Annotated in this window: 27 protein-coding genes; 15 read left to right on the forward strand and 12 right to left on the reverse strand. The window is 73.0% G+C overall.

Annotated elements, in window-relative coordinates; genetic code table 11:
* Window positions 1-160: 160 nt before the first annotated feature.
* Window positions 161-1366: a PucR family transcriptional regulator gene (locus ACMTAK_RS48815; protein ID WP_413812152.1), complete on the reverse strand. Its 1206-nt coding sequence runs from the start codon at window positions 1364-1366 to the stop codon at window positions 161-163.
* A gap of 219 nt (window positions 1367-1585) precedes the next feature.
* The gene (locus tag ACMTAK_RS48820) at window positions 1586-2695 is read right to left on the reverse strand and encodes an MGDG synthase family glycosyltransferase (RefSeq protein ID WP_413812153.1); all 1110 of its coding nucleotides are present in this window, start codon (window positions 2693-2695) and stop codon (window positions 1586-1588) included.
* A 135-nt stretch (window positions 2696-2830) separates the two neighbouring features.
* Here ACMTAK_RS48820 and ACMTAK_RS48825 point away from each other — a divergent pair, with 135 nt between their 5' ends.
* Genes ACMTAK_RS48825 through ACMTAK_RS48835 form a run of 3 tightly spaced genes read left to right on the forward strand, consistent with a single transcriptional unit; the run spans window position 2831 to window position 5337 of the window.
* Window positions 2831-3649 (forward strand): SDR family NAD(P)-dependent oxidoreductase, encoded by an 819-nt coding sequence (locus ACMTAK_RS48825; protein ID WP_413812154.1) that lies wholly within the window; start codon window positions 2831-2833, stop codon window positions 3647-3649.
* Between the two features lie 6 nt (window positions 3650-3655).
* Entirely contained in the window at window positions 3656-4609 is a 954-nt protein-coding gene (locus ACMTAK_RS48830) for a DMT family transporter (protein WP_413812155.1), read from the forward strand.
* Window positions 4606-5337: a polysaccharide deacetylase family protein gene (locus tag ACMTAK_RS48835; RefSeq protein WP_413812156.1), complete on the forward strand. Its 732-nt coding sequence runs from the start codon at window positions 4606-4608 to the stop codon at window positions 5335-5337. Before ACMTAK_RS48830 ends, ACMTAK_RS48835 begins: the two co-directional genes overlap by 4 nt.
* A 2-nt stretch (window positions 5338-5339) precedes the next feature.
* On the opposite strand, the gene ACMTAK_RS48840 is transcribed toward ACMTAK_RS48835, so the two are convergent.
* Window positions 5340-6812: a class II fumarate hydratase gene (locus ACMTAK_RS48840; RefSeq protein ID WP_413812157.1), complete on the reverse strand. Its 1473-nt coding sequence runs from the start codon at window positions 6810-6812 to the stop codon at window positions 5340-5342.
* Window positions 6813-6885: 73 nt separating this feature from the next.
* Between ACMTAK_RS48840 and ACMTAK_RS48845 the strand changes: the two genes are divergently transcribed.
* Window positions 6886-7032 (forward strand): hypothetical protein, encoded by a 147-nt coding sequence (locus ACMTAK_RS48845; protein ID WP_413812158.1) that lies wholly within the window; start codon window positions 6886-6888, stop codon window positions 7030-7032.
* A gap of 39 nt (window positions 7033-7071) precedes the next feature.
* Here ACMTAK_RS48845 and ACMTAK_RS48850 read toward each other — a convergent pair whose 3' ends face one another.
* Window positions 7072-8022: an anti-sigma factor RsbA family regulatory protein gene (locus ACMTAK_RS48850; RefSeq protein ID WP_413812159.1), complete on the reverse strand. Its 951-nt coding sequence runs from the start codon at window positions 8020-8022 to the stop codon at window positions 7072-7074.
* A 152-nt stretch (window positions 8023-8174) separates the two neighbouring features.
* Between ACMTAK_RS48850 and ACMTAK_RS48855 the strand changes: the two genes are divergently transcribed.
* From ACMTAK_RS48855 to ACMTAK_RS48865, 3 genes are all read left to right on the forward strand, one after another.
* Entirely contained in the window at window positions 8175-9056 is an 882-nt protein-coding gene (locus tag ACMTAK_RS48855; RefSeq protein WP_413812160.1) for an alpha/beta fold hydrolase, read from the forward strand.
* A gap of 220 nt (window positions 9057-9276) precedes the next feature.
* The gene (locus ACMTAK_RS48860) at window positions 9277-9600 is read left to right on the forward strand and encodes a hypothetical protein (protein ID WP_413812161.1); all 324 of its coding nucleotides are present in this window, start codon (window positions 9277-9279) and stop codon (window positions 9598-9600) included.
* 52 nt (window positions 9601-9652) lie between these two features.
* Window positions 9653-10486 carry an SAM-dependent methyltransferase gene (locus tag ACMTAK_RS48865; protein WP_413812162.1) on the forward strand — a complete coding sequence of 278 codons (834 nt, stop codon included), beginning with the start codon at window positions 9653-9655 and terminating at the stop codon, window positions 10484-10486.
* Between the two features lie 40 nt (window positions 10487-10526).
* Here the strand turns inward: ACMTAK_RS48865 and ACMTAK_RS48870 are convergent, their stop codons facing one another.
* The 3 genes from ACMTAK_RS48870 to ACMTAK_RS48880 form a co-directional block, all read right to left on the reverse strand.
* Window positions 10527-13301 (reverse strand): AfsR/SARP family transcriptional regulator, encoded by a 2775-nt coding sequence (locus tag ACMTAK_RS48870; RefSeq protein WP_413812163.1) that lies wholly within the window; start codon window positions 13299-13301, stop codon window positions 10527-10529.
* Window positions 13302-13469: 168 nt separating this feature from the next.
* On the reverse strand, window positions 13470-14405 hold the full coding sequence (locus tag ACMTAK_RS48875) for a TauD/TfdA dioxygenase family protein (protein WP_413812164.1): 936 nt from the start codon (window positions 14403-14405) through the stop codon (window positions 13470-13472).
* 344 nt (window positions 14406-14749) lie between these two features.
* A complete protein-coding gene (locus tag ACMTAK_RS48880; RefSeq protein WP_413812165.1) occupies window positions 14750-15658 on the reverse strand; it encodes a LysR family transcriptional regulator in 909 nt (302 codons plus the stop codon).
* Window positions 15659-15746: 88 nt separating this feature from the next.
* Here ACMTAK_RS48880 and ACMTAK_RS48885 point away from each other — a divergent pair, with 88 nt between their 5' ends.
* The 6 genes from ACMTAK_RS48885 (at window position 15747) to ACMTAK_RS48910 (ending at window position 21118) form a co-directional block, all read left to right on the forward strand.
* The gene (locus ACMTAK_RS48885) at window positions 15747-16172 is read left to right on the forward strand and encodes a YybH family protein (protein WP_413812166.1); all 426 of its coding nucleotides are present in this window, start codon (window positions 15747-15749) and stop codon (window positions 16170-16172) included.
* Window positions 16172-17362 carry a flavin-dependent oxidoreductase gene (locus ACMTAK_RS48890; RefSeq protein WP_413812167.1) on the forward strand — a complete coding sequence of 397 codons (1191 nt, stop codon included), beginning with the start codon at window positions 16172-16174 and terminating at the stop codon, window positions 17360-17362. Before ACMTAK_RS48885 ends, ACMTAK_RS48890 begins: the two co-directional genes overlap by 1 nt.
* Before the next feature lie 205 nt (window positions 17363-17567).
* The gene (locus ACMTAK_RS48895; protein WP_413812168.1) at window positions 17568-18710 is read left to right on the forward strand and encodes an inorganic phosphate transporter; all 1143 of its coding nucleotides are present in this window, start codon (window positions 17568-17570) and stop codon (window positions 18708-18710) included.
* Between the two features lie 23 nt (window positions 18711-18733).
* Window positions 18734-18982 (forward strand): hypothetical protein, encoded by a 249-nt coding sequence (locus tag ACMTAK_RS48900; protein WP_413812169.1) that lies wholly within the window; start codon window positions 18734-18736, stop codon window positions 18980-18982.
* Between the two features lie 78 nt (window positions 18983-19060).
* Entirely contained in the window at window positions 19061-19903 is an 843-nt protein-coding gene (locus ACMTAK_RS48905) for a pentapeptide repeat-containing protein (protein WP_413812170.1), read from the forward strand.
* A gap of 39 nt (window positions 19904-19942) precedes the next feature.
* Window positions 19943-21118, forward strand: a complete 1176-nt coding sequence (locus ACMTAK_RS48910; protein WP_413812171.1) for a damage-control phosphatase ARMT1 family protein — start codon at window positions 19943-19945, stop codon at window positions 21116-21118.
* 79 nt (window positions 21119-21197) lie between these two features.
* On the opposite strand, the gene ACMTAK_RS48915 is transcribed toward ACMTAK_RS48910, so the two are convergent.
* Both ACMTAK_RS48915 and ACMTAK_RS48920 read right to left on the reverse strand, forming a co-directional pair.
* Window positions 21198-21461, reverse strand: coding sequence for a hypothetical protein (locus tag ACMTAK_RS48915; RefSeq protein ID WP_413812172.1), 264 nt, complete (start codon window positions 21459-21461; stop codon window positions 21198-21200).
* Between the two features lie 207 nt (window positions 21462-21668).
* Window positions 21669-21926, reverse strand: coding sequence for a hypothetical protein (locus tag ACMTAK_RS48920; RefSeq protein ID WP_413812173.1), 258 nt, complete (start codon window positions 21924-21926; stop codon window positions 21669-21671).
* 244 nt (window positions 21927-22170) lie between these two features.
* Between ACMTAK_RS48920 and ACMTAK_RS48925 the strand changes: the two genes are divergently transcribed.
* A complete protein-coding gene (locus tag ACMTAK_RS48925; protein WP_413812174.1) occupies window positions 22171-22839 on the forward strand; it encodes a pentapeptide repeat-containing protein in 669 nt (222 codons plus the stop codon).
* Between the two features lie 36 nt (window positions 22840-22875).
* Here the strand turns inward: ACMTAK_RS48925 and ACMTAK_RS48930 are convergent, their stop codons facing one another.
* The 3 genes from ACMTAK_RS48930 to ACMTAK_RS48940 form a co-directional block, all read right to left on the reverse strand.
* Window positions 22876-23637, reverse strand: coding sequence for an ArsR/SmtB family transcription factor (locus tag ACMTAK_RS48930; protein WP_413813223.1), 762 nt, complete (start codon window positions 23635-23637; stop codon window positions 22876-22878).
* An 87-nt stretch (window positions 23638-23724) separates the two neighbouring features.
* The gene (locus tag ACMTAK_RS48935; RefSeq protein ID WP_413812175.1) at window positions 23725-24231 is read right to left on the reverse strand and encodes a mycothiol transferase; all 507 of its coding nucleotides are present in this window, start codon (window positions 24229-24231) and stop codon (window positions 23725-23727) included.
* 84 nt (window positions 24232-24315) lie between these two features.
* Window positions 24316-25137 carry a maleylpyruvate isomerase family mycothiol-dependent enzyme gene (locus tag ACMTAK_RS48940; RefSeq protein ID WP_413812176.1) on the reverse strand — a complete coding sequence of 274 codons (822 nt, stop codon included), beginning with the start codon at window positions 25135-25137 and terminating at the stop codon, window positions 24316-24318.
* Between ACMTAK_RS48940 and ACMTAK_RS48945 the strand changes: the two genes are divergently transcribed.
* Complete coding sequence (locus ACMTAK_RS48945; protein ID WP_413812177.1) at window positions 25136-25393, forward strand: hypothetical protein; 258 nt, start codon at window positions 25136-25138, stop codon at window positions 25391-25393. The two genes, ACMTAK_RS48940 and ACMTAK_RS48945, sit on opposite strands and share 2 nt — an antisense overlap.
* Window positions 25394-25422: the final 29 nt, after the last annotated feature.

The raw sequence follows: 25422 nt of genomic DNA on the forward strand, positions 1-25422 counted from the left end.
CGGTGACACCACCCCCCAGGTCATCCCTTCGACAGGGGGGAACAGTCATGCCGGGCCCGGAGGCCAGCGGTCCCCTTGCAGGACCACGAAGAAGATAACGGGGGGCTCGTAGGCCGCCGGGGGATTCCCGGGCGGCCTACGTCCCGTCAACGCGCCTGCCTCATGCCATCCAGGCGCCGGAGGCGGCCCTGGCGACCACGGTGCTCAGAATGCGGACGCCACGGGCGGATCCCGGGTCGACGTCGGTGAGCCGGCGCACCCGCTGGAGACGGTAGTCCAGGGTCCGCGGATGGATGTTCAGCGCGGCGGCGGTGTTCCTGCGGTGCATGTCATGGGCGTAGTACGTCTCCAGGGTGGCGAGCAGCTCGGGTCCGCGGGCGAGGGTCCGGGCCATGCCGGACAGCCAGCCGTCGATGTCGCGGTCCTCGGCGACGGCCAGTTCGACGAAGACATCGGCCAGGGTGTGCGGGCGGCGGGGCACGGGCTGGAGCGGAGCCGCCAGACTGATGCGCCGGGCACGGGCGTACGCATCGGCCAGCGCGCGGACACCGCCCCTACTGGTGCCGACCGCACAGGGCCGCGCCACCGCCTCGCCCGCGTCGCGCACGAAGGCGAGCGCCCGGTCCCGCGCCGCCCGGTCGCCTGTCGGCCCGGCCGTATCAGGGGCGCGGTCCTGACCGGCGGGCACCAGGGCCACCAGCTCCTCCGCCCTGGGCCAGGCGATCGGCATCCGGTGGCGGGTCAGGAGGGCCTCGACGATCGCCTCGCGCCCTCCGGCGGCCGGGGCCGGACGTCCGGGGACGCGGACGACCACCACCTCGTACGACGCGGCCGGGCTCATGCCGACGGCGCGGGCGAGGCCCGGGGCCAGTGAGTCGTCGGCGAGAAGGGCCGTGGTGAGGGCGCGCACCCGGGCGACGAAGGGGAGGCGGCGCTTCTGCTCGGCCGCGTGGCCGCGGGTGTAGGCGTCGATGCCGCGGGTGCCCTGCGTGGTGAACCAGACCATGACCCGCATCAGTTCATCGGTGTTCTCCGTGCCGGACGCCTCCTGGATCTCCCGGAGCATGAGGTTGGTGTGCAGACCGAGGACCCGCCGCCGGGACGCGGCGGACATCCCCGTCCTGGCCCGCGACGCGCCCATCGACGCTATGTGGTCGAGGTCCTCCTGGGTGAGGGGGGTTCCCTCGGGGGCTAAGTCCAGGGTGCGGCGTCTGAGCCAGACCGCGTAGTCCAGCGCCTCGGCTCGTCGCCGGCCGTCGTGCTCCACGAACCGGTACTCGGGGATCTCCTGTCCGTAGACCTCCACTTCGTGGCGCGCGTCGTCCAGGGTGCGCCGGGCCAGCTCGGCGAAGAGATGACTTCCCATCGGGCGGTGCCTCCGTCAGTCGTTCGGGAACTCCCGCGGGACCGCACGGGGACAACTCCCGCGCGGAGGCGGTGCTCCACGCGGCGTTCCCGAGATCGGATGGGTCGGGGCCGAGCATGCCACCACTCGCCGTCGGACGGTCGGCACGGACGGCATCGGGCGCGCGGAAATTCACCTCGCGGCCGTCCGATCGACTCACCCCGCGGCCGTCCGGGCGGCTCACCCCGCGGCCGTTCCCGCGACCGCGTCGGTCAGCCGGACGGCTGCGTCGTCGGCGAACAGCCCGCGGCCCGCCGCTACACGGCGCTCCCGCCACGCGGAGGGCTCGGTGAGCGCGTCGAGCAGCCGCACCAGCTCCCACGAGTCCCGCGCGTGGTCCGAGAGCCCCAGCGCGGCCATCCGCCGGACGCCCTCGCGGCCATGGCCCGGGATGGGGCGGTAGCCGATCACGGGCACCCCGGTGGCCAGCGCCTCCAGCGCGGTCTGACCGGCCGCGTTGTCCACCACTGCCCGTACGGCGGCCAGCAGACCCGGCATGTCCGGCTCCCAGCCGAGGGCCGCCACCTCCGGGTGGCGCGACAGCTCGGCGCGCAGCCGCTCGTCCCGACCGCACAGTACCACCGGCAGATACCCCGCCCCCGACACCAGCCGTGCGGTGTCCGCCACGCGTGTGCCCGCGCCCCACGCCCCCACGGACAGCAGCACCGGCGGCCGCCCGGGCGCGAGCGCGCCCAAGCGCCGTCGCCACCGCGCCGCCCCCCGCGCCGGGCCGAAGAAGCGCGCCGCCACCACCGGCCCGGTGGCCACCGACGGGCGGCCCAGCGCCCGACGCACCGTGTCCGCGGCGTCCGGTGTGACACACAGATGCAGATCGTTGCCCGGGTGCAGCCACTGGCGGTGCACCGCGAAATCGGTCACCACCACCGCGCTGGGCACCCCCAGTGCCCCGCGCGCCCGCAGCCTGCCGGTCAGCTGCGCGGCCAGATGGAACACCGGGACGACGACGTCCGGCCGCTCCCGCTCCACCAGCGCCAGCAGCCGGTCCTCGGCGAGCGCGGCCAGCGGGGCGCTGCCCGGCCGGGGGCCCCTGCCGGGGCGGAAGAACGCCCGGTAGACGCCCTCGTACAGCACCGGGGCGCGGCGGATGGTCGTCCGATAGAACGAACGCAGCCCCGCCCCGGTCCGGTGCGGCAACAACTCCAGCACATCCACCCGGCCGGCCCCCTGACCACGGTCCTCCAGCCTGCGGACCAGCTCGGCGGCGACCGCGTCATGTCCGGCTCCCATCCCGGCGCTGACAACGAGAAAGCGTGCCGGCAGCGGGTGCATGACCACCTCCGATGGTGCGAGGCGCGGCTCCTCATGGCTCACTGGAGGTATCCGCTCCGCATGCCGTCAAACCGCGCGCTCGACGGCCGGGGACCCAGGACCAGCGGCCGGTCGGCGGCGAGACAGGGAGATGCCATGATCCGCCCCCTCCCGGACACACCCCTGGATCGCGGCCGGGTGCGGGACACCGGGCATCCGGCAGACACCGGGACGAGGGTCGCGCTGGTGACCGGCGCCTCCTCGGGCATCGGGGCCGCCATCGCCGACCGGATCGCGGCCGAGGGCGGATGGCGGCTGCTGGTCAGCGGCCGCCACCGGGAACGGCTCGACCGTGTGGCCGCCAGGACGTCGGCCCTCGCCCTCCCCGTCGATCTGGCCGCGCCGGAGGGCCCGGAGGCGCTTGTCAGGGACGCTCTCCATGCCGCCGGACGGGTGGATCTGCTGGTCGCGGGGGCGGGCGTGGGCTGGGCGGGACCCTTCGCCACCATGCCGCCCGCCGCCATCGACCAGGTGGTACGCGTCGATCTGCTCGCCGCGATGCGCCTGGTCCGCATGGTCGTCCCCCGGATGGAGGCCGAGCGGCGCGGGCACATCGTGCTGATCGGCTCGGTGGCCGGGACCGTCGGGGTGCGCGGCGAGGCGGTGTACTCCGCGGCCAAGGCCGCGCTCGGCGTCTTCGCCGACGCCCTGCGCCACGAGCTGGGCCGGGCCGGTGTGCGCGTCACCCATGTGGTCCCCGGTGTGGTGGACACCCCGTTCTTCGCCCGGCGCGGCGCCCCGTACACCCGTCGGCTGCCCCGTCCGCTGCCGCCCGAGCGGATCGCCGACGCGGTCTGGGACGCGGTCGAGCACGGGCGGGACGAGGTGTACGTACCGGCCTGGATGCGGCTGCCGGCGGTGGTCCGGGCCCTGACCCCCCGGCTGTACCACCGGTTGGCCACACGCTTCGGGTGATCCCCGGTGAGCGCCCTGACCGTCGTACTGGCCCTGCTGTCCGCCCTGGGCAACGGCGCGGCCTCGGTACTGCAGCGGCGGGCCGCGATGGATCAGGCCCGGGAGGAGGGGGGCGACGGCGGGCCGGTGCGGAACCTGCTGCGGCTGGCGCGGCTGCTGCGCCGCCCGTTCTGGCTGGCCGGTCTCGCGGCGATGATCGTGTCGGCGGTGGCACAGGTGGGCGCGCTGGCGGTCGGGCGGCTCTCGGTGGTCCAGCCGCTGCTGGTCAGCGAGCTGCTGTTCACCCTGGTGGTCGGCAGTGTGGTGTTCCGCCACCGCCCGGACGGCCGGACCTGGCTGTCGTTCGTGATGCTCGCCGCCGGGCTCGCGCTCTTCCTGGTGGCGGCCGACCCCTCCAGCGGCTCGCCCACGGCACTGGGCGGCCGCTGGATGCCCGTGGGAGTGGTGGTGGCCATCGTCGTGGGCGCCCTGATCGCGGTGGCCCGGGTGCTGCGCGGGGCCGCGCGCGCCGTCGCCCTGGGCAGCGCCACCGCCGCCTGCTTCGCCTGCACCGCGGCGCTGATCAAGGAGCTGACCGGGCGGTTCGCCGGTGGGGTGGTGGCGGTGCTCACCGACTGGCCGCTGTACGCGGTGTGCGCCGTGGGACTGCTGAGCTTCCTGCTGCTGCAGAGCACCCTGCGCGCGGGCACCCTGGCCGCCTCGCAGCCCGCGCTCACCCTCGGCGACGCCCTGGTCAGCATCGCGCTGGGCTGGGTGCTGTTCGGCGAGCGCGTCGAGCTGGGGCTGCGCATCGTGCCCGAAATGGCCGGGATCCTGCTGATGGCGGCGGGAATCGTGGGCCTGACGCGCTCGCCCGCCATGTCCGGCGCCTGGGACCAGGCCGTCCCCGAACCGCCGCGGAACACCGGCACACCACTCCCCGGCGGGCGGAGCGGACCCGGCGGCGAGGGAACACCATGAGCGTGCGCCACCCCTCCGGTGTCCTGGTGCGCAACGCCGCGCTGCTCGTGGCGGCCGCGCACATCGCACCCGCCGGTACCTGGCTGTCCGGGCCCCGGCGCGCCCTGTTCCCCGCCCTGGCGGGCCGTGGCCGGCGTGACCATGTGGCCCTCACCTTCGACGACGGTCCCGATCCACGCACCACCCCGCGCTTCCTCCAGGTGCTCGACGCGCTCGGTGTCCACGCCACCTTCTTCGTCCTGGGGGACGGCGTGACGCGCTTCCCGCACACCACCCTGGAGATCGTCCGCCGGGGCCATGAACTCGCCGTCCACGGCTGGACCCACAGCCGCCCCTGGCTGCCCACGGTGTCCCGGGACGCCCACGAGGTGGCCCGGGCCGCCCGAGCGATCCGGCTGGCCACCGGCGCGGTGCCGCGGTGGTACCGGCCGCCCTACGGCATCCTCACCGGCGGCCGCTGGCTGGCGGCGGCCCGGGCCGGACTCACCCCGGTCCTCTGGTCGGCCTGGGGGCGCGACTGGACCGAGGACGCCACCCCGGGGTCGGTGACCGCCGCCGTACGGCGCGATCTGCGCGGCGGGGCCACCGTTCTGCTGCACGACACCGACCGCGCCGCGGCCACGGGCTGCTGGCGCGCCACACTGGCCGCGCTGCCCGCTGTGGTGGCGGAGTGCCGGGCCGCGGGGCTGGAGGTGGGGCCGCTGGCCGAGCACGGGGTACGCCGATGAGCTCAGCCGTCGCGCAGGCGGGCCATCTTCCGGGGGTCCACGATCCGGTCGAAGTCCTCGGCGCCTATGTGGCCGCTGGCGATGGCCGCCTCGCGCAGGGTCGTTCCCTCGGCGGCGGCCTTACGGGCGATCTCGGCGGCCTTGTCGTGGCCGATCCGCGGGGACAGCGCGGTGACCAGCATCAGCGAGCGGGCCAGATACTCGTCGATCCGCTCGCGGTTCAGCTCGATGCCCTCGACGCAGTACGCGCGCAGCTTCTCGCAGGCGTCGGCGAGGATGCGGGCGGAGTGCAGGAAGCCACTGATGACCAGCGGTCGTGCCGCGTTGAGCTGGAAGTTGCCCCGGGTGCCCGCGTGTGCCACGGCGGCGTCGTCGGAGAGGACCTGGACGCACACCATCATCATGGCCTCGCACTGCGTCGGGTTGACCTTGCCGGGCATGCTGGAGCTGCCGGGCTCGTTCGCGGGCAGCGTCAGCTCCCCGATCCCGCCGTGCGGGCCGGAGGCGAGCCAGCGGATATCGTCGGCGATCTTCATCAGGGGGACGGCGAGCCCCCGCAGCCCGGCGGAGGCGGCCACCATGGTGTCCACACCGCTCTGCGCCGCGAAGAAGTTGGACGCCACCTTGAACGGATGGCCGGTGGCCACGGCGATCTCCCGGGCCACCGCCGGTCCGAAGCCCTCGGGGGCGCCCAGACCGGTGCCGACCGCCGTGCCACCGATGGCGAGCTGGTACAGATCCGGCAGCGTGGCCCGCAGCCGCTCCAGCGCGTCGGAGAGCTGGGCGGCGTAGCCGGACCACTCCTGCCCCACGGAGAGGGGCACCGCGTCCCGCAGGTGGGTGCGGCCGGTCTTGACGATGTCGTACCAGGTCCGGGACTTGGCGGCGATGGCCTCCTGGAGCAGGCTGACCTGCGGCAGCAGCGGGTCGTGCAGGACGCGCACCGCGGCGATGTGCATGGCCGTGGGGAAGGTGTCGTTGGAGGACTGGCCCAGATTGACGTGGTCATTGGGGTGCACCGGCTCCTTGCTGCCCACGACGCCGCCGACCAGCTGGATCGCGCGATTGCTGATGACCTCGTTGACGTTCATGTTGGTCTGGGTGCCGGAGCCGGCCTGCCACACATACAGCGGGAAGTGGTCGTCCAGCGCGCCGGAGACCACCTCGTCGGCCACATGCGCGATCAGATCCGCCTGCCACCCCGCCAGCCGCCCCTCCCGGCCGTTGACCAGCGCGGCGGCCTTCTTCACATAGCCGTACGCGTGGTAGACCGCCTTGGGCATGCGGTCGTCACCGATCGCGAAGTGGACCAGGGCCCGCTGGGTCTGGGCGCCCCAGTACCGGTCGGCCGGGACCTCGACGGTCCCCAGCGCGTCCGTCTCCCGCCGGGTGCCGGTGGCGTCGATGCGGGTGGGCAGGTCCCGCCGCACCCTCGGGGTGCCCTGGGCGCCCCGGCGCCGGTGGGGCGTGTTCATCGCGTGCTCTCCCTGACGGATGGCAGCCCATCCATACGCACACTCCGCATCACGGCTGTGGCCCTCCCCGCCAGTGTCGCTCCGCACCGCCCCGGCCGCATCCGGCCGGGGCGGCCGCTCGGGTCGCATCCGGCCGTTGGGTGGGTGTCCTGCCGTCCTGCCCCTCTCCCTCGGCTACATCGCCTTCGCCGTCCGCGCCGGGGCCGTCACCGTCACCTGAGTCATCTGACCCCGGCCATCAGCCCAGCCCTCCGGGACCTCAGATCCGGGTGCGCAGCCGGATGAGGGTGCCGTCCGCGTCGGCCTGCATCTGCACCACGTCGCACAGCATGCGGACGCCCCACAGCCCGAACCCGGGCTCGGAGTCGGCCGGCGGGGCGAAGCCCCACAGCGCGTCCGGGTACCAGTGGCCGGGCCCGGAGATCTCGCAGACCAGATCGCCGTCGTGGACCCAGGTGCTCAGCCGCGCCGGGGCCCCGCCGTGCCGGATCGCGGTGGTGGACACCTCGCTCACGGCCGCGACCATGTTGCGCAGCGCGTCATGGCCCATGCCGTGCCGGCTCGCCCGCTCGGCCACGAAGGTGCGCACGGCGTCCAGATCGGTCGAGACGATCGACACGGACTCGGCCGTGCGCGGGGCGGACGGCAGGGGGCGCCGGTCGCAGGTGGCGCTGAACGGGCCGGGGTCGGTATAGGCGTCGCTCTTCTCCGGCCCGTGGCCGTCGATGATCTCGGGGTGGGTCTGGCGCGCGTAGGCGAGGATCTCGGGGTGCAGCAGACGCCGGTCGTAGCAGCAGATGGCGCGGGCGCCGGAGTGGGCGAAGGCCGCGTTGACGATCGACTCGTAACGCGCCCACTCCACCACCTCGAGCGGGGTGCGGCCCTGCCACACCGGTTCGGCGATCACCCGGACCCGGCGCGGCTTCTCGGCCCTCACGAAGGAGTCATAGGCGGCGATGGTCTTGACCGGGTGCTGGTACCAGCTGAGCGCCTCCTCGAACTGCACCGCCTTGGCATCCTGCCCGAGCGCGTCCCGCAGCGCGTCGATGTTGGAGGTGGCCGCGACGACGGCCACGGCGTCGTCCGCCTCCAGGCCTTCGCGGAGGAACGGGACGCAGATATCGACCACTTCCTCCTCGTCGCGGTAGAGGAATCCGCGGTGCATCATCGCATCGCGGTGGTCCGCGACGGGGCTGCTCGGGCTGGTCATCGGGCCTCCCTGGGGCTCGGCCGGCGAAAACACGCGGTGCGTCATCGAATTTCCGGACGGTATAGCGCAGTCTGCCACTTCCCCGGCCCGGTGCGCAGCCCGTTCCGGCCATACATGGACGGCGTCCTGACGGTGCATTAGCATCCTCGGGCGTGACAGAGCTGAAGAACATCAACGCAAATGGACTTGATTTCGGGTATTTCGAAGCGGGCCCGGCCGACGCCCCATTGGCGCTCTGCTTGCACGGTTTCCCGGACTCCGCGCACTCCTGGCGCCATCTGCTTCCCGCGCTCGCGGACGCGGGCTACCACGCGGTGGCGCCCTTCATGAGGGGCTACGCGCCCAGCGGCGTACCCGCCGACGGCGCCTACCAGGTGGGTGCGATCGCCGCGGACGCCAACGCGCTCCACGAGGCGTTCGGCGGTGACGGCGACGCCGTGCTCATCGGCCACGACTGGGGCGCCATCGCCGCGTACGGCGCCACCGGCAGCGCCCTCGAGCGCTGGCGGCGCGCGGTCACGATGTCGGTGCCCCCGCTGGGCGGGGTGCTGGCCGACTTCTTCAACTATGACTACGGCCAGTTCAAGCGCTCCTTCTACATCTTCCTGTTCCAGACGCCGCTGGCCGAGGCCGGGGCGGCGGCGCACGACATGGCCCTGATCGACGGTCTGTGGCGCGACTGGTCGCCCGGGTACAAGGACGCCGCCGAGGACATCGCGCACGTCAAGGAGAGCCTGCGGGACCCGGCCCACCTCGCCGCCGCGATCGGCTACTACCGGGCGCTGTTCGACCCGTCGCGCCATGTGGAGGCGTACGCGGCCGAGCAGGAGGCCGTCACCCGGACCGGGGAGGTCCCCATCCTCTATCTGCACGGTACCGACGACGGCTGCATCGGCGCCGATGTCGTCCAGGGGGCCCCGGACCACCTGCCCGCCGGCTCGCGGATGGAACTGGTCGACGGCGCCGGGCACTTCCTCCACCTGGAGCGGCCCGAGCGGGTCAACCGGGAGGTTCTGGCCTGGCTCGCCGGGTGACCGGGCGGCCCTGGGCGCGCCCCATGCCGCCATATGGCGTGTGACCAGGGCTTTTCCAACGCGGAACGCGACGCGGCCGCAGCGGGACCCCGACCGGGGCGGACCCGGTCGAGCCGCCGCGGCCGTCGCTTTACCGCCGGTATACCGCCGCTGATCCGCCCTCTTCCATGCTGGACGCATCGCTACAGCCGCCCGGTGGGGACGCGTCTGGAGAGGGCCTGTGAACGTCGACCAGCAGCATCAGCCTCATGTCGAGGACGAACCCCTCTACGCCTGGAGCACCTTTCAGCTCTGCGGCGGGGTGGAGGGGTCCGGCCCGAGCGGCACCTGCCGGGCCGAACGCACCGCCCGTGCCTGCCTCGAAGCGGCACTCCAGGCCACCGCGGCCCACTCCGGGGCGTACTCCTGGGGCCAGCTCAGCCGGGTGTCCGCGGATGTCGACCAGCCCTTCCACCTGTGGGCGCGGGATCCGGTCGCCTGGGCCGAACCGGGGCCGAGGAAGACGGTCACGTGGCGTCCGGGCGCGGCTCCGCACCCGCAGTGATCCGGAACCGTCGGCGGTGAGGCGAGGCAGTGCTAGTGGTAAGGGAATCACGATGAAGAGCAGCGGACCCGGCATCGGGCTCAGGACGAGGGAGTGGCGGCCGGCCGACCACGGACGTCTTGCGGTCAGCGAGGCGAACCCGGCCCGGGTCTACAACTATCTCGTCGGCGGCAAGGACAATTACCTCGCCGATTACGAGCAGGCTCAGCGATTTCTCGGTGTCGCACCGGAAGTCCGCGATACCGCGCTCTCCAATCGGAGATTTCTGCACCGCGCCGTCCGTCATCTCGCCGCCAATGGAATCAGCCAATTCCTGGATATCGGCGCGGGATTGCCGGCGACCCCGAACGTGCATGAAATCGCCCAGGCCGTGAATCCCCGGGCCCGGGTGGTCTACGCCGACAACGACCCCATTGTGGCGAGCCACGGCCAGGCCCGGCTCTCCGTCTCCGGCACCACGATGGTCAAGGCCGACATCCGCTCGCCCGAGGACCTCCTGGGCCATGAGGAGCTGCGGCGGCTGCTCGACCCCGCACAGCCGGTCGCCGTCCTGCTGACGCTCGTCCTCGACTACATCGAGGACCTGGCGAACCCCGTCGGCATCGTCCGCCGGCTCATGGACTGGGCCGCGCCGGGCAGCTGTCTGGTTCTCTCCCACACCACCGGTGACTTCACGCTCGACACCGACCGGGACTGGGGGGTCATCAGCTTCGAGGACCCGGTGTCCCTGGTCGCCCGCGACCATGCCGGGATCATGGAGTTCTTCGCCGGGCTCGACCTGCTCGCCCCGGGCCTGGTGCAACTGCCCTCGTGGCGTCCGGGCATCGGCGCCGAGTCCGACCCGAGCCGGGTGTGGGCCTACGGCGGGGTGGCCCGCAAGTCATAGCCCCCCAGGCCCTTTACTCCACGTACGCGCCGGACCCGCCTCAGCGCGGGCCGGGGCCGATCTGCAGGGTCATACAGGCGGGGAAGAGCCCGCTCCAGGTGTGCCCGCGCCAACTCTCGTACGTACCGGGGCGCTTCCACACCGGCAGGGCCTGGTCCATATGGGCCCGGCCCTCGGGGAACCTGCCCTGCTCCATATAGGTGATCCCGATCTCGTAGAGGGCGAAGCCCTCATGGTGGATGTTGCCCGTGCGGCGGGCGTACTCCAGGCTCTCCTTGAAACAGGTCAGGGCGTCCTCGGGGCGGCCCAGGCCCCGGTGGGCCCGGCCGAGGTTGCCCAGGCCGATCACCTCGGCCGGCAGATCCCCGGCCTCCCGGGCGAGGGTGAGCTGCCGCTCCTGCACCGTGATGGCCTCCTCGTACAGGCCCAGTTCGCACAGCGCGTCCGCGAGATTGCACGCGGTGCGCAACTCGCCCTCCCGATGGTCCAGTTCGCGCCAGATCTCCAGCGCCGACTCCAGGGTGGTCCGTACCTGGTCATAGCTGTGCTGCAGCCAGTACGCGGCGGAGAGGCCGTCCAGCGCCCACGCCTCGCTCTCCGGGTCGCCCAGGCGGCGCGCGGTCTCGACGGCCAGCTCGTTGATCGTCTGGAGATCCTGGGCGTGGGCCCGGGGGAAGAGGAACCACTGGAGCGCCCGCACCAGCCGCAGCCCCAGGCGCGCGATCGCCTCGGGCTGGGCGGGCTCGGCCGCGTGGGCGACGGCGGCCAGCAGATTGGGCAGCTCGTCCTTCAGCCAGCTCTCCGCCTCGTCCTGGCCGCCCAGCGGCACCGCCGGGCCCTCGGCCGGGTGCCGGGGCCAGGGGCGGAGCGGGTCGAGCAGGGTGACCGCCTGCTGGGCGGTGGCCGCGTAGCAGGTCAGCGCCCGCTCCAGCGCCGCCGTGCGCTCCACCTCGGGCTCCTCCTCCGCCTGCTCCGACGCGAACAGCCGCAGCAGATCGTGCATGTGGTAGCGGACGGAGTCCCGGCTCTCCAGGAGCTGGGCGTCGACCAGCCGCTCCAGCGCGTTCTCGGTGCGGTCGGCGGGCAGGTCCAGCAGCGCGGCGGCCACCGGCAGGCTCACGTCGTGCCCGTGCACCACGCTGAGCAGCCGGAAGGCGCGGACCGCGTCCAGGTCGTCGGAGCGACGGCCGAGCAGGAAGCCCTCGTAGCTCACCTGGAAGCTGACACGGACGGCCAGATCGCCGAAGCGCAGCTCGTCCAGTCGGCCCCGGGCGTCGGTCAGCTTGGTCACGAGGGTGCGCAGCGGCCACGCGGGGCGGGCGGCCAGCCGGGCACCGGCGATCCGCAGCGCCAGCGGCAGCCAGCCGCACAGCCGGGTGATCTCCTCCGCCTCCGCCGGCTCGGCCCGCACCCGCTCCGCGCCCACGACCCGCTCCAGCAGCGCCACCGCCTGGTCCTGCGGGAGCACGTCCAGATGCAGATGGGTGGCGCCCTCCAGGGTGGTCAGCATCTCCCGGCTGGTGACCAGGGCGGCGCAGCCCGGCCCGGCGGGGATCAGCGGCCGCACCTGGTCCACACCGGCGGCGTTGTCGAGGATCACCAGCAGTCTCCGGCCCGCCGCCAGCGAACGGAACTGCGCGGACGCCTCGTCGGCGTCGCTCGGCACGTTGGAGCCGTCCACGCCGAGGGCGCGCAGGAACCGGCCGAGCACCTCACCGGGGTCCAGGGCCGACTGTCCGGCGGTGGCCCCGTACAGATCCACGTAGAGCTGCCCGTCGGGGAAGCGGTCGGCGAGCTGGTGAGCGGCGTGGATGGCCAGGGTCGACTTGCCGACCCCGCCGGTGCCGTCGATGGCCGCGAGCACCACCGACCGGCCGCCCTCGCCCGCCTCCGGGTCCCCGGCCGCGTCCATCAGCGCCTGGATCACCGCGATCTCGCCGTGGCGCCCGGTGAACGCGGGGCTGGCGGGCGGCAGTTGGCGGGGTCCCCGGTGGGCCTTACGGGCAGCGGCGGCGGGGTCGGGCCGGTCCGCCTCCGGGGCGGGCGCGGCCATCAGGGAGGCGTCGGCGTTCAGGATCCGCTCGTGGAGGTCGCACAGCGGCGGAGTCGGCTCGACCCCCAGCTCCTCGCTCAGCAGCCGGTGCAGATCGCGAAAGGCGGCCAGGGCATCGGCCTGCCGCCCGGACCGGTACAGCGCCAGCATCAGCCGGCCGCGCAACTCCTCGCGGAACGGATACTCGGCGGTCAGCGCCTCCAGCTCACCCAGGACGGCCGTATGGCGCCCGCACCGCAGGTCCGCGTCGATCCGGGCGTCCACGGCCTGTAGCCGGCACTCCTCGAGCCGGGTGGCCTCCGCCGTCACCGCCGGGGCCGGGGGCACATCGGCGAACGGGGTGCCGCGCCACATCGCCAGCGCCTCGCGCAGCCGCTCCGCCGCCGTCTCGGGCGCCTCCCGGTCGAGCGCCCGCCGCCCCTCCTCGACCAGTTGCTCGAAGCGGTGGGCGTCGAACTCGGCGGCCTCCACCGCCAGCCGGTAGCCCTGTGCCTTGTAGCCCTGCTTCTCGGTGATCAGGGTCTGCCCGGCCTCGTCGCCCAGGGTCTGGCGGAGCCGGGAGACATAGGTCTGCAGCAGCTTGGTGGCGCTCTGGGGCGCCCGGTCCTCGCCCCAGAGCTCGTCCAGGAGCCGTTCGGTGGAGACGGTCTGGTTGGCGTGGCACAGCAGCACCGCGAGCAGCGTCCGCCACTTGGCCGGCCCCAGGGAGGCCCACCCCTCGCCGGTGCGCAGCTCAAGCGCCCCCAGGACCCGGTATCGCACCCGTCCCCTTCCATCGGCTCGTCAACTGACCACTCCGCAATGGTTATACCTCCGATGTGGCTACTGCCGTGCATCGTTCCATCCGCCGGGAACAACCCCGCGCCGGGTACGGGCTCGCACGGATGGCCGAAAATCACCGCACCGGCGGCCGTGGCGGAACGGCCGGGGTCAGAACGGCCGGTCGCCCTCGATGGCGACGCGCTCGGCGACCCGGCGGTGCGGGGCGTAGTCGTTGACCGCGTAGTGCTGTGTGGCGCGGTTGTCCCAGAACGCGATGTCGCCCGGCTGCCAGTGGAAGCGCACCTGGTACTCCGGGACGTGCGCCTGCCGGCACAGGAAGCTCAGCAGCCGGTCGCTCTCCTCGCGCTCCATCCCGGTGATCCGGGTGGTGAAGGAGGTGTTGACGAACAGCATCCGCCGGCCGGTCTCCGGATGGGTGCGCACCACCGGATGCTCCACCGGCGGGAACATCTCCTGAAACGGGGCCAGCCGCTCCGGTCCGTAGAAGCGGACGAAGCCGGGGATGACGTCGTGGACGGCGGTGGCGCCGTCGACGCGCTCCTTCACCTCCGCCGGGAGGTTGTCGTACGCCGCCGCCATGTCGGCCCACATGGTGTCCCCGCCCACCGGCGGCACCTCGCGCAGCTGGAGCACGGCGCCGAGCGCGGGCCGGGTGCGGAAGGTGACGTCGGTGTGCCAGACGTTCTCGAAGGTCGGCGTGGCGCCGGAGGCCTTGTCGAAGCGGACCACATCCTCGCTGGATCCGGCGGCGAGCAGCGGATTGGTCTCCAACTCGCCCCAGTTACGGGCGAATCCGCGCTGCTGCTCCGAGGTGAGGTGCTGACCGCGGAAGAAGAGCACCTTCCACTCCAGCAGGGCCCGGTTCAGCTCCTCGCGCAGCGCGGGCTCCAGCGGCCGGGACAGGTTCAGGCCGCGGATCTCGGCGCCGATGACGCGTCCGAGGGGCACGATCTCGAACCGCTCGTACGGACGCTCCTCCCACCCCTCGGGCAGCCGTCGCAGAACGCGCGCGCCCTCGTACATGCCGTCCGGCGGGATGGTGGCCTCGCGCAGAGTCGTGGGTGGAGTGTCGACGACGGTCATGGCGTCTCCTCATGCGTGACAGCGGGCAGGGGGCAGGCGGGGGTGGGGAGGTGCCCTCGTGCCGCAGGGGAGACCACGGGAGTGTCGTCCTGAGCGTCGCGATGTCCGGATCGTCAGGAGGATGACCGGCGATCGCGAGAGGAATGACCGGCGTGGCTTCGGGGGCGCGGGGGCGGTGGCCGCGGGACGCGGAGAGTCCCGGTCAGAGGCCCGAGCGCTCACACCCGGTCCGGTCCGGGGCGCGTAGAAGTCCCGTCGCGTCGAACCGATGCCTGATCATGGCGGCAATTGTGGAATCCGGGCTGGTGAGATGTCAACGGGGAGTGTGGTGGGTGTGCACGGGCTCACCCGGCGGGGCGCTCAGCGGCTGAGGCGGACGCCAAGGCGGTGCGGGCGCGCTCGACCAGGGCCCGGCCGGCCGGACCGCTCGGGCCGTCCGCCCGCCAGGCGAAGGCCAGCCGCCCCCGCAGGGCCGGCCGCTCGATGCGGACCGACCGCAGCCGGTCCGACCGCGCCTCGGCGAACGCACCGGGCAGGATCGCCGCACCCAGCCCCCGCTCGGCGAGCTGCGCCAGCACCTCCGGATCGCTGGCCTCGAAGGCGATGTGCGGGGTGAAACCGGCGGCCGCGCACGCCTCGTCGATCCGGGTGCGCAGCCCCGTGCCGCGCGGCAGGCTGATCAGCGCACGGCCCCGCAGGGTGTCCGGCGAGATGGCCGAGTGCGCGGCGAGCTCATGGTCGGGGCCGACCGCGGCCACGATCGGCTGATCCGTGATCACCTCCAGCTCGATACCGGCCGGGGCCGTGGCGCCCACGCTGACGATCGCCGCGTCGAGCCGTCCCGCGCGCAGACCCTCCAGCAGCTCGTCCGAGGTGGCCTCGGTGAGGGTGATCTCCACCGCCGGATGGGCGTCGTGGAACTCCGCCAGCAGTCCCGGCAGATCCACGCTGTGCGAGGTGACCGTCCCGACCGCCACATGCCCGCGCAGCAGCCCGGTCAGCTCGTCCACCGCGAGCCGGGCGCCCTCCACCGCCGCGAGCGCGGCCCGCGCGTACGGGAGCACCGCCGCGCCCGCCTCGGTCAGCCGCACCGAGCGGCCCGAGCGGTCCAGCAGCTGCTCGCCCAGCTCGCGCTCCAGCCGGCGGATCTGTGCGCTGACCCCCGGCTGGGCCACATGCACCCTCTCCGCGGCCCGGGTGAAGTTCCGCTCCTCGGCCACCGCCACGAAGTACTCAAGCTGCCGTAGCTCCATAAGCGCTGATTCTAGCAACCAGACCAACCATCTCTTGGACTTCTGGCCGCGCCCGCCGGAGGGTGGAGGCGGAGATAAGGAGTCGACCATGACCGAGACCCGTGCCCGCGCCACCACCCCCGAGGATCTGGCCCGGCTGTTCGTGGAGCGTGCCAACGCCGGGGACGCCGAGGGGCTGGCCGAGCTGTACGAGCCCGACGCGGTGCTCGCCTACCCGCCGGGTGCCACCACCGTCGGGCGCGGGGCGATCCGCGCCGTCTGCGAGCGGATGCTGTCGCACGCCCCGCGCCCCTTCCAGGTGGAGGAGGCGCTGCCGACCGTCCGCCACGGCGATCTGGCCCTCACCTCGACCCGCCCCGCCGACAACACCGGCGGCCGGGTGCAGGTGGCCCGCCGCCAGCCGGACGGCACCTGGCTGCGCGTCATCGACCGCCCCGAGATACGCCCCGAGGACCGTCCCGAGATCCGTCCCGAGGTCCCCTCCGGGGCCCGCCCCGAGGCCGGAGCCGAGTGATGCGTGTGCTCATCGCCGGGGGCGGGATCGGCGGGCCGGCCACCGCCCTGAGCCTGCACGCCGCCGGGGTCGAGACGGCGGTCGTGGAGAGCGCCCGCGAGATCCGGCCGCTCGGCGTCGGGATCAATCTGCTGCCGCACGCGGTGCGCGAACTCATCGAACTGGGCCTCGGCGACGAGCTGGCCGCCATCGGCGTGGCCACGGCCGAGAACGTGTACTGCGACCGGTTCGGCAGGCGGATCTTCACCGAGCCGCGGGGCCTGGCCCAGGGCTACCGCTGGCCGCAGTACTCGGTCCACCGCGGGGAGCTCCAGCGGCTGCTCCTCGCGGCGGTCCGCGAGCGCCTGGGCGCGGACGCGGTCCGCACCGGGGCGCGGGTGGTGGGATTCGACGACTCGGGGCAGCGGGGCAGTGTGCGCGTACGCGTGCTCGACCGGGCGACGGGGACGGTCGGGGAGACGGCCGCGCGGGCGCTGATCGGCGCCGATGGGCTGCACTCCGCGGTCCGCGCCGCGCTGCACCCGCAGGACGGCCCGCTGTTGTGGTCGGGCATCCGGATGTGGCGGGGCACCACACGAGCCGAGCCATTTCTGACCGGGCGGTCGATGGTGATCGTGCGCGACGGGGACGCCGAGCTGGTCGCGTATCCGATCGGCGGCGGCCGGGTCAATTGGGTCTGCCAGGTGCGGATGTCCGAACCCGGGCCGCTCACCGGCGACGCGGCCTGGAACCGGGCGGGGTGGCTCGCCGATGTGCTGCCGTACTTCGAGGACTGGCGGCTCGGCTGGCTCGATGTGCCCGGTCTGCTGACCGGCTGCGACGAGATCCTGGAATACCCGATGGTCGACCGGGAGCCGCTGCCGTGGTGGGGGAGCGGCCGGGTGACCCTGCTCGGCGACGCCGCACATCCGATGTATCCGGTGGGGGCCAACGGCGCGTCCCAGGCCGTCGTGGACGCCCGCGTCCTCGCCCGCGAACTCGCGCGGGCGGACGATGTGCCCACCGCGCTGGCCCGCTACGAGACCGAGCGCCGCGAGGCGACGGCGGCCGTCGTACGGGCGAACCGGGCCATGAACCGGGCCGGTGCCCGGACCCCCGAGGAGCTCGCCCGCGTCACCGACACCTACCGGGACACCACGGGAGGCGATGTGCGCACGCTCAACGCCCGCCCCTCCCTGAGCTGCCGGTGATCCCTCCGACCGGGCGGGAGCGGTACGCCACCTGGGCCGGGCGGGGCCGCATATCCACGGCGCCGACCCGGCCCGGCCGTTGGCCCGGACACCAGCGTTGGCGCCCGTCTGACACCGCGCTTAGCGTGGACATCAGAGAGCGGTCTTCACGAGACGGTCCGATGCGATCGATGTGCCGGACCACTCCTGGTGCGGGAGGTCGGGAATGGACTCCGTCTCCTTCCTTCTGGTGGCCGTCATCCTCACGGCACTGGCCTTCGACTTCACCAACGGCTTCCACGACACGGCCAATTCGATGGCCACGTCCATCGCCACGGGGGCGCTGTCGCCCCGGCTCGCCGTCCTCGTCGCCGCGGTGCTCAACCTGGCCGGGGCGTTCCTCTCCACGGAAGTGGCCAAGACGATCTCAGGCGGCATCGTCAAGGATGCCAAGGTCTCCCTGGCCATGATTTTCGCGGGGCTGATCGGGGCGATCCTGTGGAACATGATCACCTGGCTCGCCGGGCTGCCGTCGAGCTCCTCGCACGCCCTGTTCGGCGGGCTGATCGGCGCGGTGTGGGTGGGCGCCGGGGGATCCGCCGTGCGCTTCACCGCGATCGTCCAGAAGATCATGATTCCGGCGGTCGCCTCACCGGTGGTGGCCTGTGTGGTGGCCATGCTGGCGACCTATCTCGCGTATGTGATCACCCACCGCGCGGCCGCCCCCGTGGCGCGGAAGGGCTTCCGGGCGGGCCAGGTGGGATCCGCGTCCCTGGTGGCCCTCGCCCACGGCACCAACGACGCGCAGAAGACGATGGGAGTCATCACCCTCACCCTCATCGCCGGTGGTGTGCTCGGCCATGGCTCGGGGCCACCGTGGTGGGTGGTGCTCAGCGCCGGTCTGGCGATCTCACTCGGCACCTATGTCGGCGGGTGGCGGATCATCCGGACCATGGGCAAGGGGCTGACCGACATCCAGCCCCCGCAGGGCTTCGCCGCCGAGACCAGCGCCACCGCGGTGATTCTGGCCTCCTCGCACCTGGGCTTCCCGCTGTCCACCACCCAGGTGTGCACGGGCAGCATCCTGGGCGCCGGGCTCGGCCGCAGGCTGGCCCATGTGCGCTGGGGGATCGCCGGGCGGATCGCGGTGTCCTGGCTGCTGACCCTGCCCGCGGCGGCGGCCGTGGGAGGGGTGGCGGCCTGGGTGGCGGGCCAGGGCAACACGGGGGTGGCCCTGGTGGCGGGCGTCGCCGTCGCGGCGGCGGTCGCCTTCTACGCGCTCTCGCGGCGGCGCCCGGTGAACCCGGACAACGTCAACGAGCCGCGTGTCCCCGAGCCCGCCGGGCGCACCCTGGACACGACCGTCTGACCGGCTGCGACCCCGAGAAGGAGGTGATCCGTTTGGGCACTACCTGGGGCACGATCGGCGGGGTCTTCGGGGTCAGCCTCGGGGTCACCGTCCTGGTGGTGGTGTTGTTCTCCCTGGGCGTCACCGCCTGGGCCCGCGCCGGTGGCGGCACCCCGCGCCACGGGGCTCGCCGGGGCCGTCCCGACACGGTGGCGGCGGCCGCGGCGGTGGTGTGCTTCGCCGCGTGCCTGGCGATCGCCGCCTATGGAATCGAGCTGATCATTCCCGGCTGACTCCGCTTGCGACAATGGAACGCCACCGAGCACCGCCCCGCACCGCGGTGCTCCTGTCCACTCGGGAGACCACGCACGGTGTCAGATACGACCGAACCCCCCTCCGCCGGCCCGGCCGCCGCGGACCGCCCCGCCCTGCGGGCCGACTGCGCCAGCTGCTTCGGGCTGTGCTGTGTCGCGCTGCCCTTCGCGGCCTCCACGGACTTCGCGATCAGCAAGGACGCGGGGGAGCCCTGCCGCAACCTCCGGGCCGATTTCCGCTGCGGTATCCACTCCCGGCTGCGCGAGGAGGGCTTCCCGGGCTGCACGGTCTACGACTGCTTCGGCGCCGGGCACAAGGTCTCCCAGCTCACCTTCGAGGGCCGCGACTGGCGGCGGCACCCCGGGACGGCCTCCGAGATGTTCGCCGCCTTCCCCGTCATGCGCCACCTGCACGAGCTGCTCTGGTACCTCACCGAGGCGCTGGCCCTGCCGGCCGCCCGGCCCGTCCACGGTGCGTTGCGCGAGGCGCTGCGGGAGACCGAGCGTCTCACCCTCGGCAGCGCCTCCGAGCTGCGGGAACTCGATGTGGCGGCCCACCGCGACCGGGTCAATCAGCTGCTGCTGCGCACGAGCGAGCTGGTGCGGGCCCGGATCCCGGGCAAGAAGAAGAACCGCAGGGGAGCCGATCTCATCGGCGCGGACCTGAGGGGAGCCGATCTGCGGGGCGCCAACCTCCGAGGCGCCCGTCTCATCGCGGCGAACCTCACCCGGGCCGACATGACGGCGGCCGATCTGATCGGGGCCGACGTCCGGGACGCCGATCTGAGCGCGGCCGACCTGCGGGGAGCCGTCTTCCTCACCCAGGCCCAGCTGAACGCGGCCAAGGGCGACGGCGCCACCCGGCTGCCCCCGTCCCTCACCCGCCCCGCGCACTGGTGACCCCGCCTCGCCGGCGCGCGGTGTGCGACCCTGGCTGCCATGTCCGACACCGCCGACGCGCCCGTGATCCGCAGCGATGAGCCCGGATCGTTCGCCCGGAGTGTGCTGGCCGAGCGCCATCCCGCACTGATCGAGAAGGTGCGCGACGCCTTCCCGTACGGCCCCGGGCAGCACCGCGCCCTCGACGCGCTGCGCGACAACGCCGCCGAGGGCACCATCGCCCCGCTCCCGCCCACCGCGTACGACCACGACCGGTGGGCGGTATGGGGCCGGGAGCACTTCGGCCGGTCCTGGTTCGACGTCCCGTTCCTGTGGGCGGAGAGCTACTTCTACCGCCGGCTCCTGGAGGCCGTGGGCTACTTCGCGGACGGACCCTGGCGGGGCGTCGACCCGTTCCGCCCCTTCAAACAGGCCGAGCTGGACACCCCCGAGGCCGAGGCCGAACTGGCCACGCTCGACGACATCCTGCGCAAACCCGCCGGGGAGCAGGCGGACGCGCTGGTGCACGGCTCACTCTGGGGCAACCGCGCGGACCTGGGCTTCCGCATCTCCTCATCGGCCGCGGACGCGCCTGGCGCCGACACTCCGCCGCTGGTCGCGGACGACTCGGAGGCACTGTGGTCGCTGCTGCCCGCCGGCTCCCCGGCCACGCTGTGCGTGGTGGCGGACAACGCCGGGCGGGAACTGCTCCCCGACCTCGTCCTCATCGACCATGTGCTCCACCACGGGCGCGCCGAGCGGGTGGTGCTCCAGGTGAAGCCGTATCCGTACTACGTCTCCGACGCCACCACCGAGGATGTCGTCGACTGTCTGCGCCGTCTGGTGCGGGCGGAGGGCGCCGCGGCCGGAACCGGCGGACGGCTCTGGGCCGCCATGGGCGACGGGCGGCTCACGGTGCGGGCGCACGACTTCTTCCGCGCCCCCCTGCCGTACGAGGAGATGCCCGGCGATCTGCGGAGCGAGTTCGCCGGGGCCACGCTCACCGTCATGAAGGGCGACCTGAACTACCGCCGCCTCGTCGGCGACCGGCTGTGGCCCCCGACCACCTCCTTCGCCGACCGCACCGGGTACTTCCCCGGCCCGGTGGCCGCGCTGCGCACCCTGAAGTCGGATGTCGTCGTCGGGCTCGACGAGCGGACCGTGGCCGCGCTGGACACGCACGAGGACCACTGGCGCACCAGCGGGGCCCATGCGCTGATCCAGGTACGGCGGTGAGGCGCGCTCCCCTCGGCCCGGGAGAGCCGAGGGGAGCGCGGTGGGCCGGGGACCGTGGTCCTCAGCCCCTGCCCCTGCGTCAGCCGCCGATGGCGTTGATGCAGGTGCTGCCGATGCTGACGTCACCGGTCGGGGCGGCCGCGGACGTGACGGCGGTGGTGCCGGTGGCGGTGTCGCAGTCGGTGCTCTGGAAGATGAAGCTGGACAGGTTGAAGGTGGTGGGAACGTCGCCGCTTCTGTCGGCGCTGCCGCCGTAGCCGTTGGCGGCGGCGGTGCCGGTGCCGAGGAGCGCCAGGGTGCCGGCGGTCGCGGCCAGCAGGGCGGCCTTCTTCGCGATCTGCATGGATTCCTCCGTGTCGGGTCGCAGAGCGAGGTGTCTGACGATCAGATTTAACGAAAGATGCCGGGGGCAGTCGGGTAAGCGCACCGGAGAGTGCCCTGTTCGGCGTACCGGGCAATCGGGTTGAAACATGCGCGCTCCCCTCGGCCCGGGAGAGCCGAGGGGAGCGCGGTGGGCCGGGGACCGTGGTCGTCGGCCTCTGTCCCGGCGTTATCCGCCGATGACGTTGGCGCAGGTGCTGCCGATGTTGAGCTCACCGGTCGGGGCGGCCGCGGACGTGACGGCGGTGGTACCGGTGCGGGTGTCGCAGTCGTTGCTCTGGAAGATGAAGCTGCTGACGTCGAAGCTGGTGGGAACGTCGCCGCTTCTGTCCGAGCCGTGGCCGTTGGCGGCGGCGGTGCCGGTGCCGAGGAGCGCCAGGGTGCCGGCGGTCGCGGCCAGCAGGGCGGCCTTCTTCGCGATCTGCATGGATTCCTCCGTGTCGGGTCGCAGAGTGAATAAACTGACGGTCCGATTTAACGGAGAGTCCTGGGGGAATGCGCTCAGCACACCGGAGAATGGGCCATCCGGCGCACGTAATCGCCCTCCGGTGTCAGTTGAGGCGGGGTGCCGTCCTCAGCATGTCCCCTCCGAGCGGTCCCACAGGGGTTGTCGGTCGCGGATGGCAGTATCGGGCGGGTACGCGGTCCGCCCCCGGAAAGTGAGCCCTCGCATGGTGCCGTCCCCCCGTGAGCTCGCCGATCTGCCCTTCGCGGACCATCTGCGGCCGTTCGACGGGAACTTGGCGGAAGGGGGCGACTACGACACCGTTCATCTGGACGGCGACGCCTTCGACGGGGCGGTGTGCGACCACGCCCGGTTCCTCGAGTCAGCGTTCTCCTCGGTGACCTTCACCGGGGGCCGCGGCTGCGGGGCCCGGTTCAATGAGGTGTGGCTGGACGGGGTGCGATGGGTGGGCACCGATCTGGCGGACACCGACTGGCTGGACGGCGAGCTGGGCGGCTGTGTGCTGGCCGGTCTCGAGATGTTCTCCGCGCGGCTGCACCGGGTGACCTTCCACCGATGCAAGCTGGAATCGGTGAACCTCCGCACCGCCACCCTGCGGAACGTCACCTTCGTGGACTGTCTGCTGCGCGATGTGGACCTCGGCGCCGCGGGGCTGACGGAGGTGGCGTTTCCCGGGACGGCGCTGGAGGGCGTGCGGTTCGGCAAGGCGCGGATGGCGAGGGTCGATCTGCGAGGTGCCACCCGGCTGGAGATCGCCGACGGTTATGACGCGCTGGGCGGCGCCACCATCGGCAGCGGGCAGTTGATGGAGCTCGCGCCGATGCTCGCCGACGCCCTGGGGATCACGGTACGGGACGGTGGGGCCGCACGGTGAGGCACGGTGAGCCCCCCGTCCCACGGTGACCGAGGTTCACTGGGGGACCAGCCAGGGCTGCTGCGGAAGCGGGCTGCCCGTCTCGATCAGCGACTTCAGATTGGACAACACCGCGGCCCAGCCACCGGCCGCCGCGGTCCGCTCGGCCTCGTCGGCCAGGTTCTCATGGGTCACGGTCAGCCGGACGATGTCGCCGTGCGGCTGGATGTCGAAGGTGACCTGGGAGGGCTCGGCGGTGACATCGGCGTCGGGCGCGGCCCAGGTGGTCACCAGCCGGGTGGGCGGTGAGCTCTCCACGACCGTGCCGACGACATCGGCGGTGCCGGAGCCGTCCGTCCGCTGATGCTCCCACGGGGAGCCGACCTGCCAGTCCGACACATTGCTGTGGCCCCAGTACTCGGCCGTGAGGTCGGCGTCGGTCAGCGCGTGCCAGACCTTCTCCGGTGTGCTCTCGATATAGATGACGTACACGAACGCCGGCTTGTCGGCCATCGCTTCCTCCGCTTGTCGCTTCACCAGGCTCAGCGCCCGCAGTCGCGGGCGCTCGAACTTGTCGATCCAGCGCTCCTGGATCTCATTGAGGGGGACGGGGTTGAGGTAGTGGAGTTTTTCGCGGCCCCGCCGGACCGTGCTGACCAGATTGGCGGCCTCGAGGACGGCCAGATGCTGGGTCGCCGACTGGCGGGTCATCTCCAGCCGCCGGCACAGCTCGCCCAGCGTCTGGCCGTTGTGCTCATGCAGCCGGTCCAGCAGATACCGCCGGGTCTGGTCGGCCAGCGCCTTGAAGACCTTGTCCATCTCTGAGCTCACACCGAACGTTATGCAGGTGATTGCCTGCATGTCAATGCGGGCGGTGCGACCGCCCCCGTTCCCGGTGATTTCGCGCTATCGCCTGCGGATCGCGCCGTGGATGAACGCCGCCTGCCCGGCGTGCTGCAGATCGTCCGAGACCACGCTGACCAGCCGGACGCCGAGGGTCACCGCCGGGGTCCACCGCTCGTCCACGATCCGGTCGAGATCGGAGTCGCGCAGGCCCCGCACGAACGCCAGGGTGTTCTCGTGGACGGCGTCGTAGTACCCGGTGAGCAGCTCGGCGTCCGCCCGCACCGCCGCCACGTCCCTGCTCCGGTGGCCGTAGCCGGTGGCCTCGGGCGGGAACGGCAGACCGAACCGCTCGGCCCAGCCCTCGGACGTCCACAGCTGCTCGGTGCCCGCGGCGTCGGCGATGTGGTCGTCCTGGACCCGGGTCAGATGCCACACCAGCCAGGCGATCGAATTGGCCCCGCTGTCGAGCCGTACGGCCAACTCGTCCTCCGAGAGCCCGTCCACGGCCGACCGCACCTCCTCGCGTACCCGCTCGAACGCGTCGGCCAGCAGATCAGCGCTGTTCATTCGCGGCTCCCTCGCTCGTGGTTACCCCGGCCATGGTCGCACCCCGCGGCCCCGGCCGCGGGGTGCCGACTCGCCGGACGCGGCTCACACGGGCGGGACGAGGGTGAAGTAGCGGTCGAGCACCGCCTGGTCGCCGGTCACCTTGTCGAGCCGGTCCGCGGGCAGCCGCTGCCACAGGAACAGCATCAGGTCCGACGCGGTCCCGGCCAGCTCGACATCGCCGGACGCCACGTCGGTGTCCTCGGCCGCGGCGCCGGTGGTGAGCCGTACGTCGTCGCCGTCGAAGCGGACCGTCCACCGGCCCGGACCGTCGGTCCGGCGGAACCGGAAGCGCTCGCCCGCCCCGGGCGGGGCCTCCCGCCACGCCCGCCGGGCCGGGGCCATCACCTCGAAGGTCTGGGCCACGGCGTCCACCGCGAGGTCGGGCTCCACCGGCCGGGCCCGCCCGCCGACCGCCCGCTCGGCGTCCCAGCGGTGCAGGGCCGCCTCGATGGTCTGCATCCGCAGCCAGAAACCCGCGGTCCGCTCCGCTGACCACGTCCACACCGCCAGCCCCGGATCCTCGCTCCGGAACAGCGCCTCGAGCCGTGCGGCCCCCTCGGCGAACCAGTCGACGAGACTCACCGGCATCGGCCCGTGATGCGGCCCGCCCGTGGGCGCCGGCCAGCCCTCGCGGTCCTCGGGAAGCTCGAAGAGGGTGGGGTCCGTGATGTCCGGCTGCCGGTCGAGCCGCTCCCGGATGACGCGGGCGACCAGGCGATGCACCCCGCCCAGGTGCAGCACCAGATCCGACATGGTCCAGTCGGGGCAGGAGGGGATCAGCGGCGCGTCCGCCCCGTCGGCGACGCCCCGGGCCGCCTGCTCGAACGCCACGATCTCACGGTGGAAATGGGCTGAATAGTCCATGGGCCGCACTCTGCCAGGCCGCGACCACCTCTGCCATACACCGCCCGGCCACTCGGTACGCCTTCGCTGTCGGCAGACCGAATCGGCCCCCGGCGAAGCGGCACGGGCCCGGCGCGCCGCCAACATCACCGGCAAGGTCCTGGTCTGTGTGGGGTCCGTGGCCCGCCCGGGGCTCGGCTACCACCGGCCCTCCGCCGAGCGGGCTTGGCGGGCCATGCTCGACCTGTTCGACGAGGTGTTCCCGGCCATGGTGTGAACAGCGCACGGCCCCTATCGTGAAATGCC

It is taken from the genome of Streptomyces lacaronensis (assembly GCF_047337785.1).
Taxonomy (GTDB): Bacteria; Actinomycetota; Actinomycetes; order Streptomycetales; family Streptomycetaceae; genus Streptomyces; species Streptomyces lycopersici.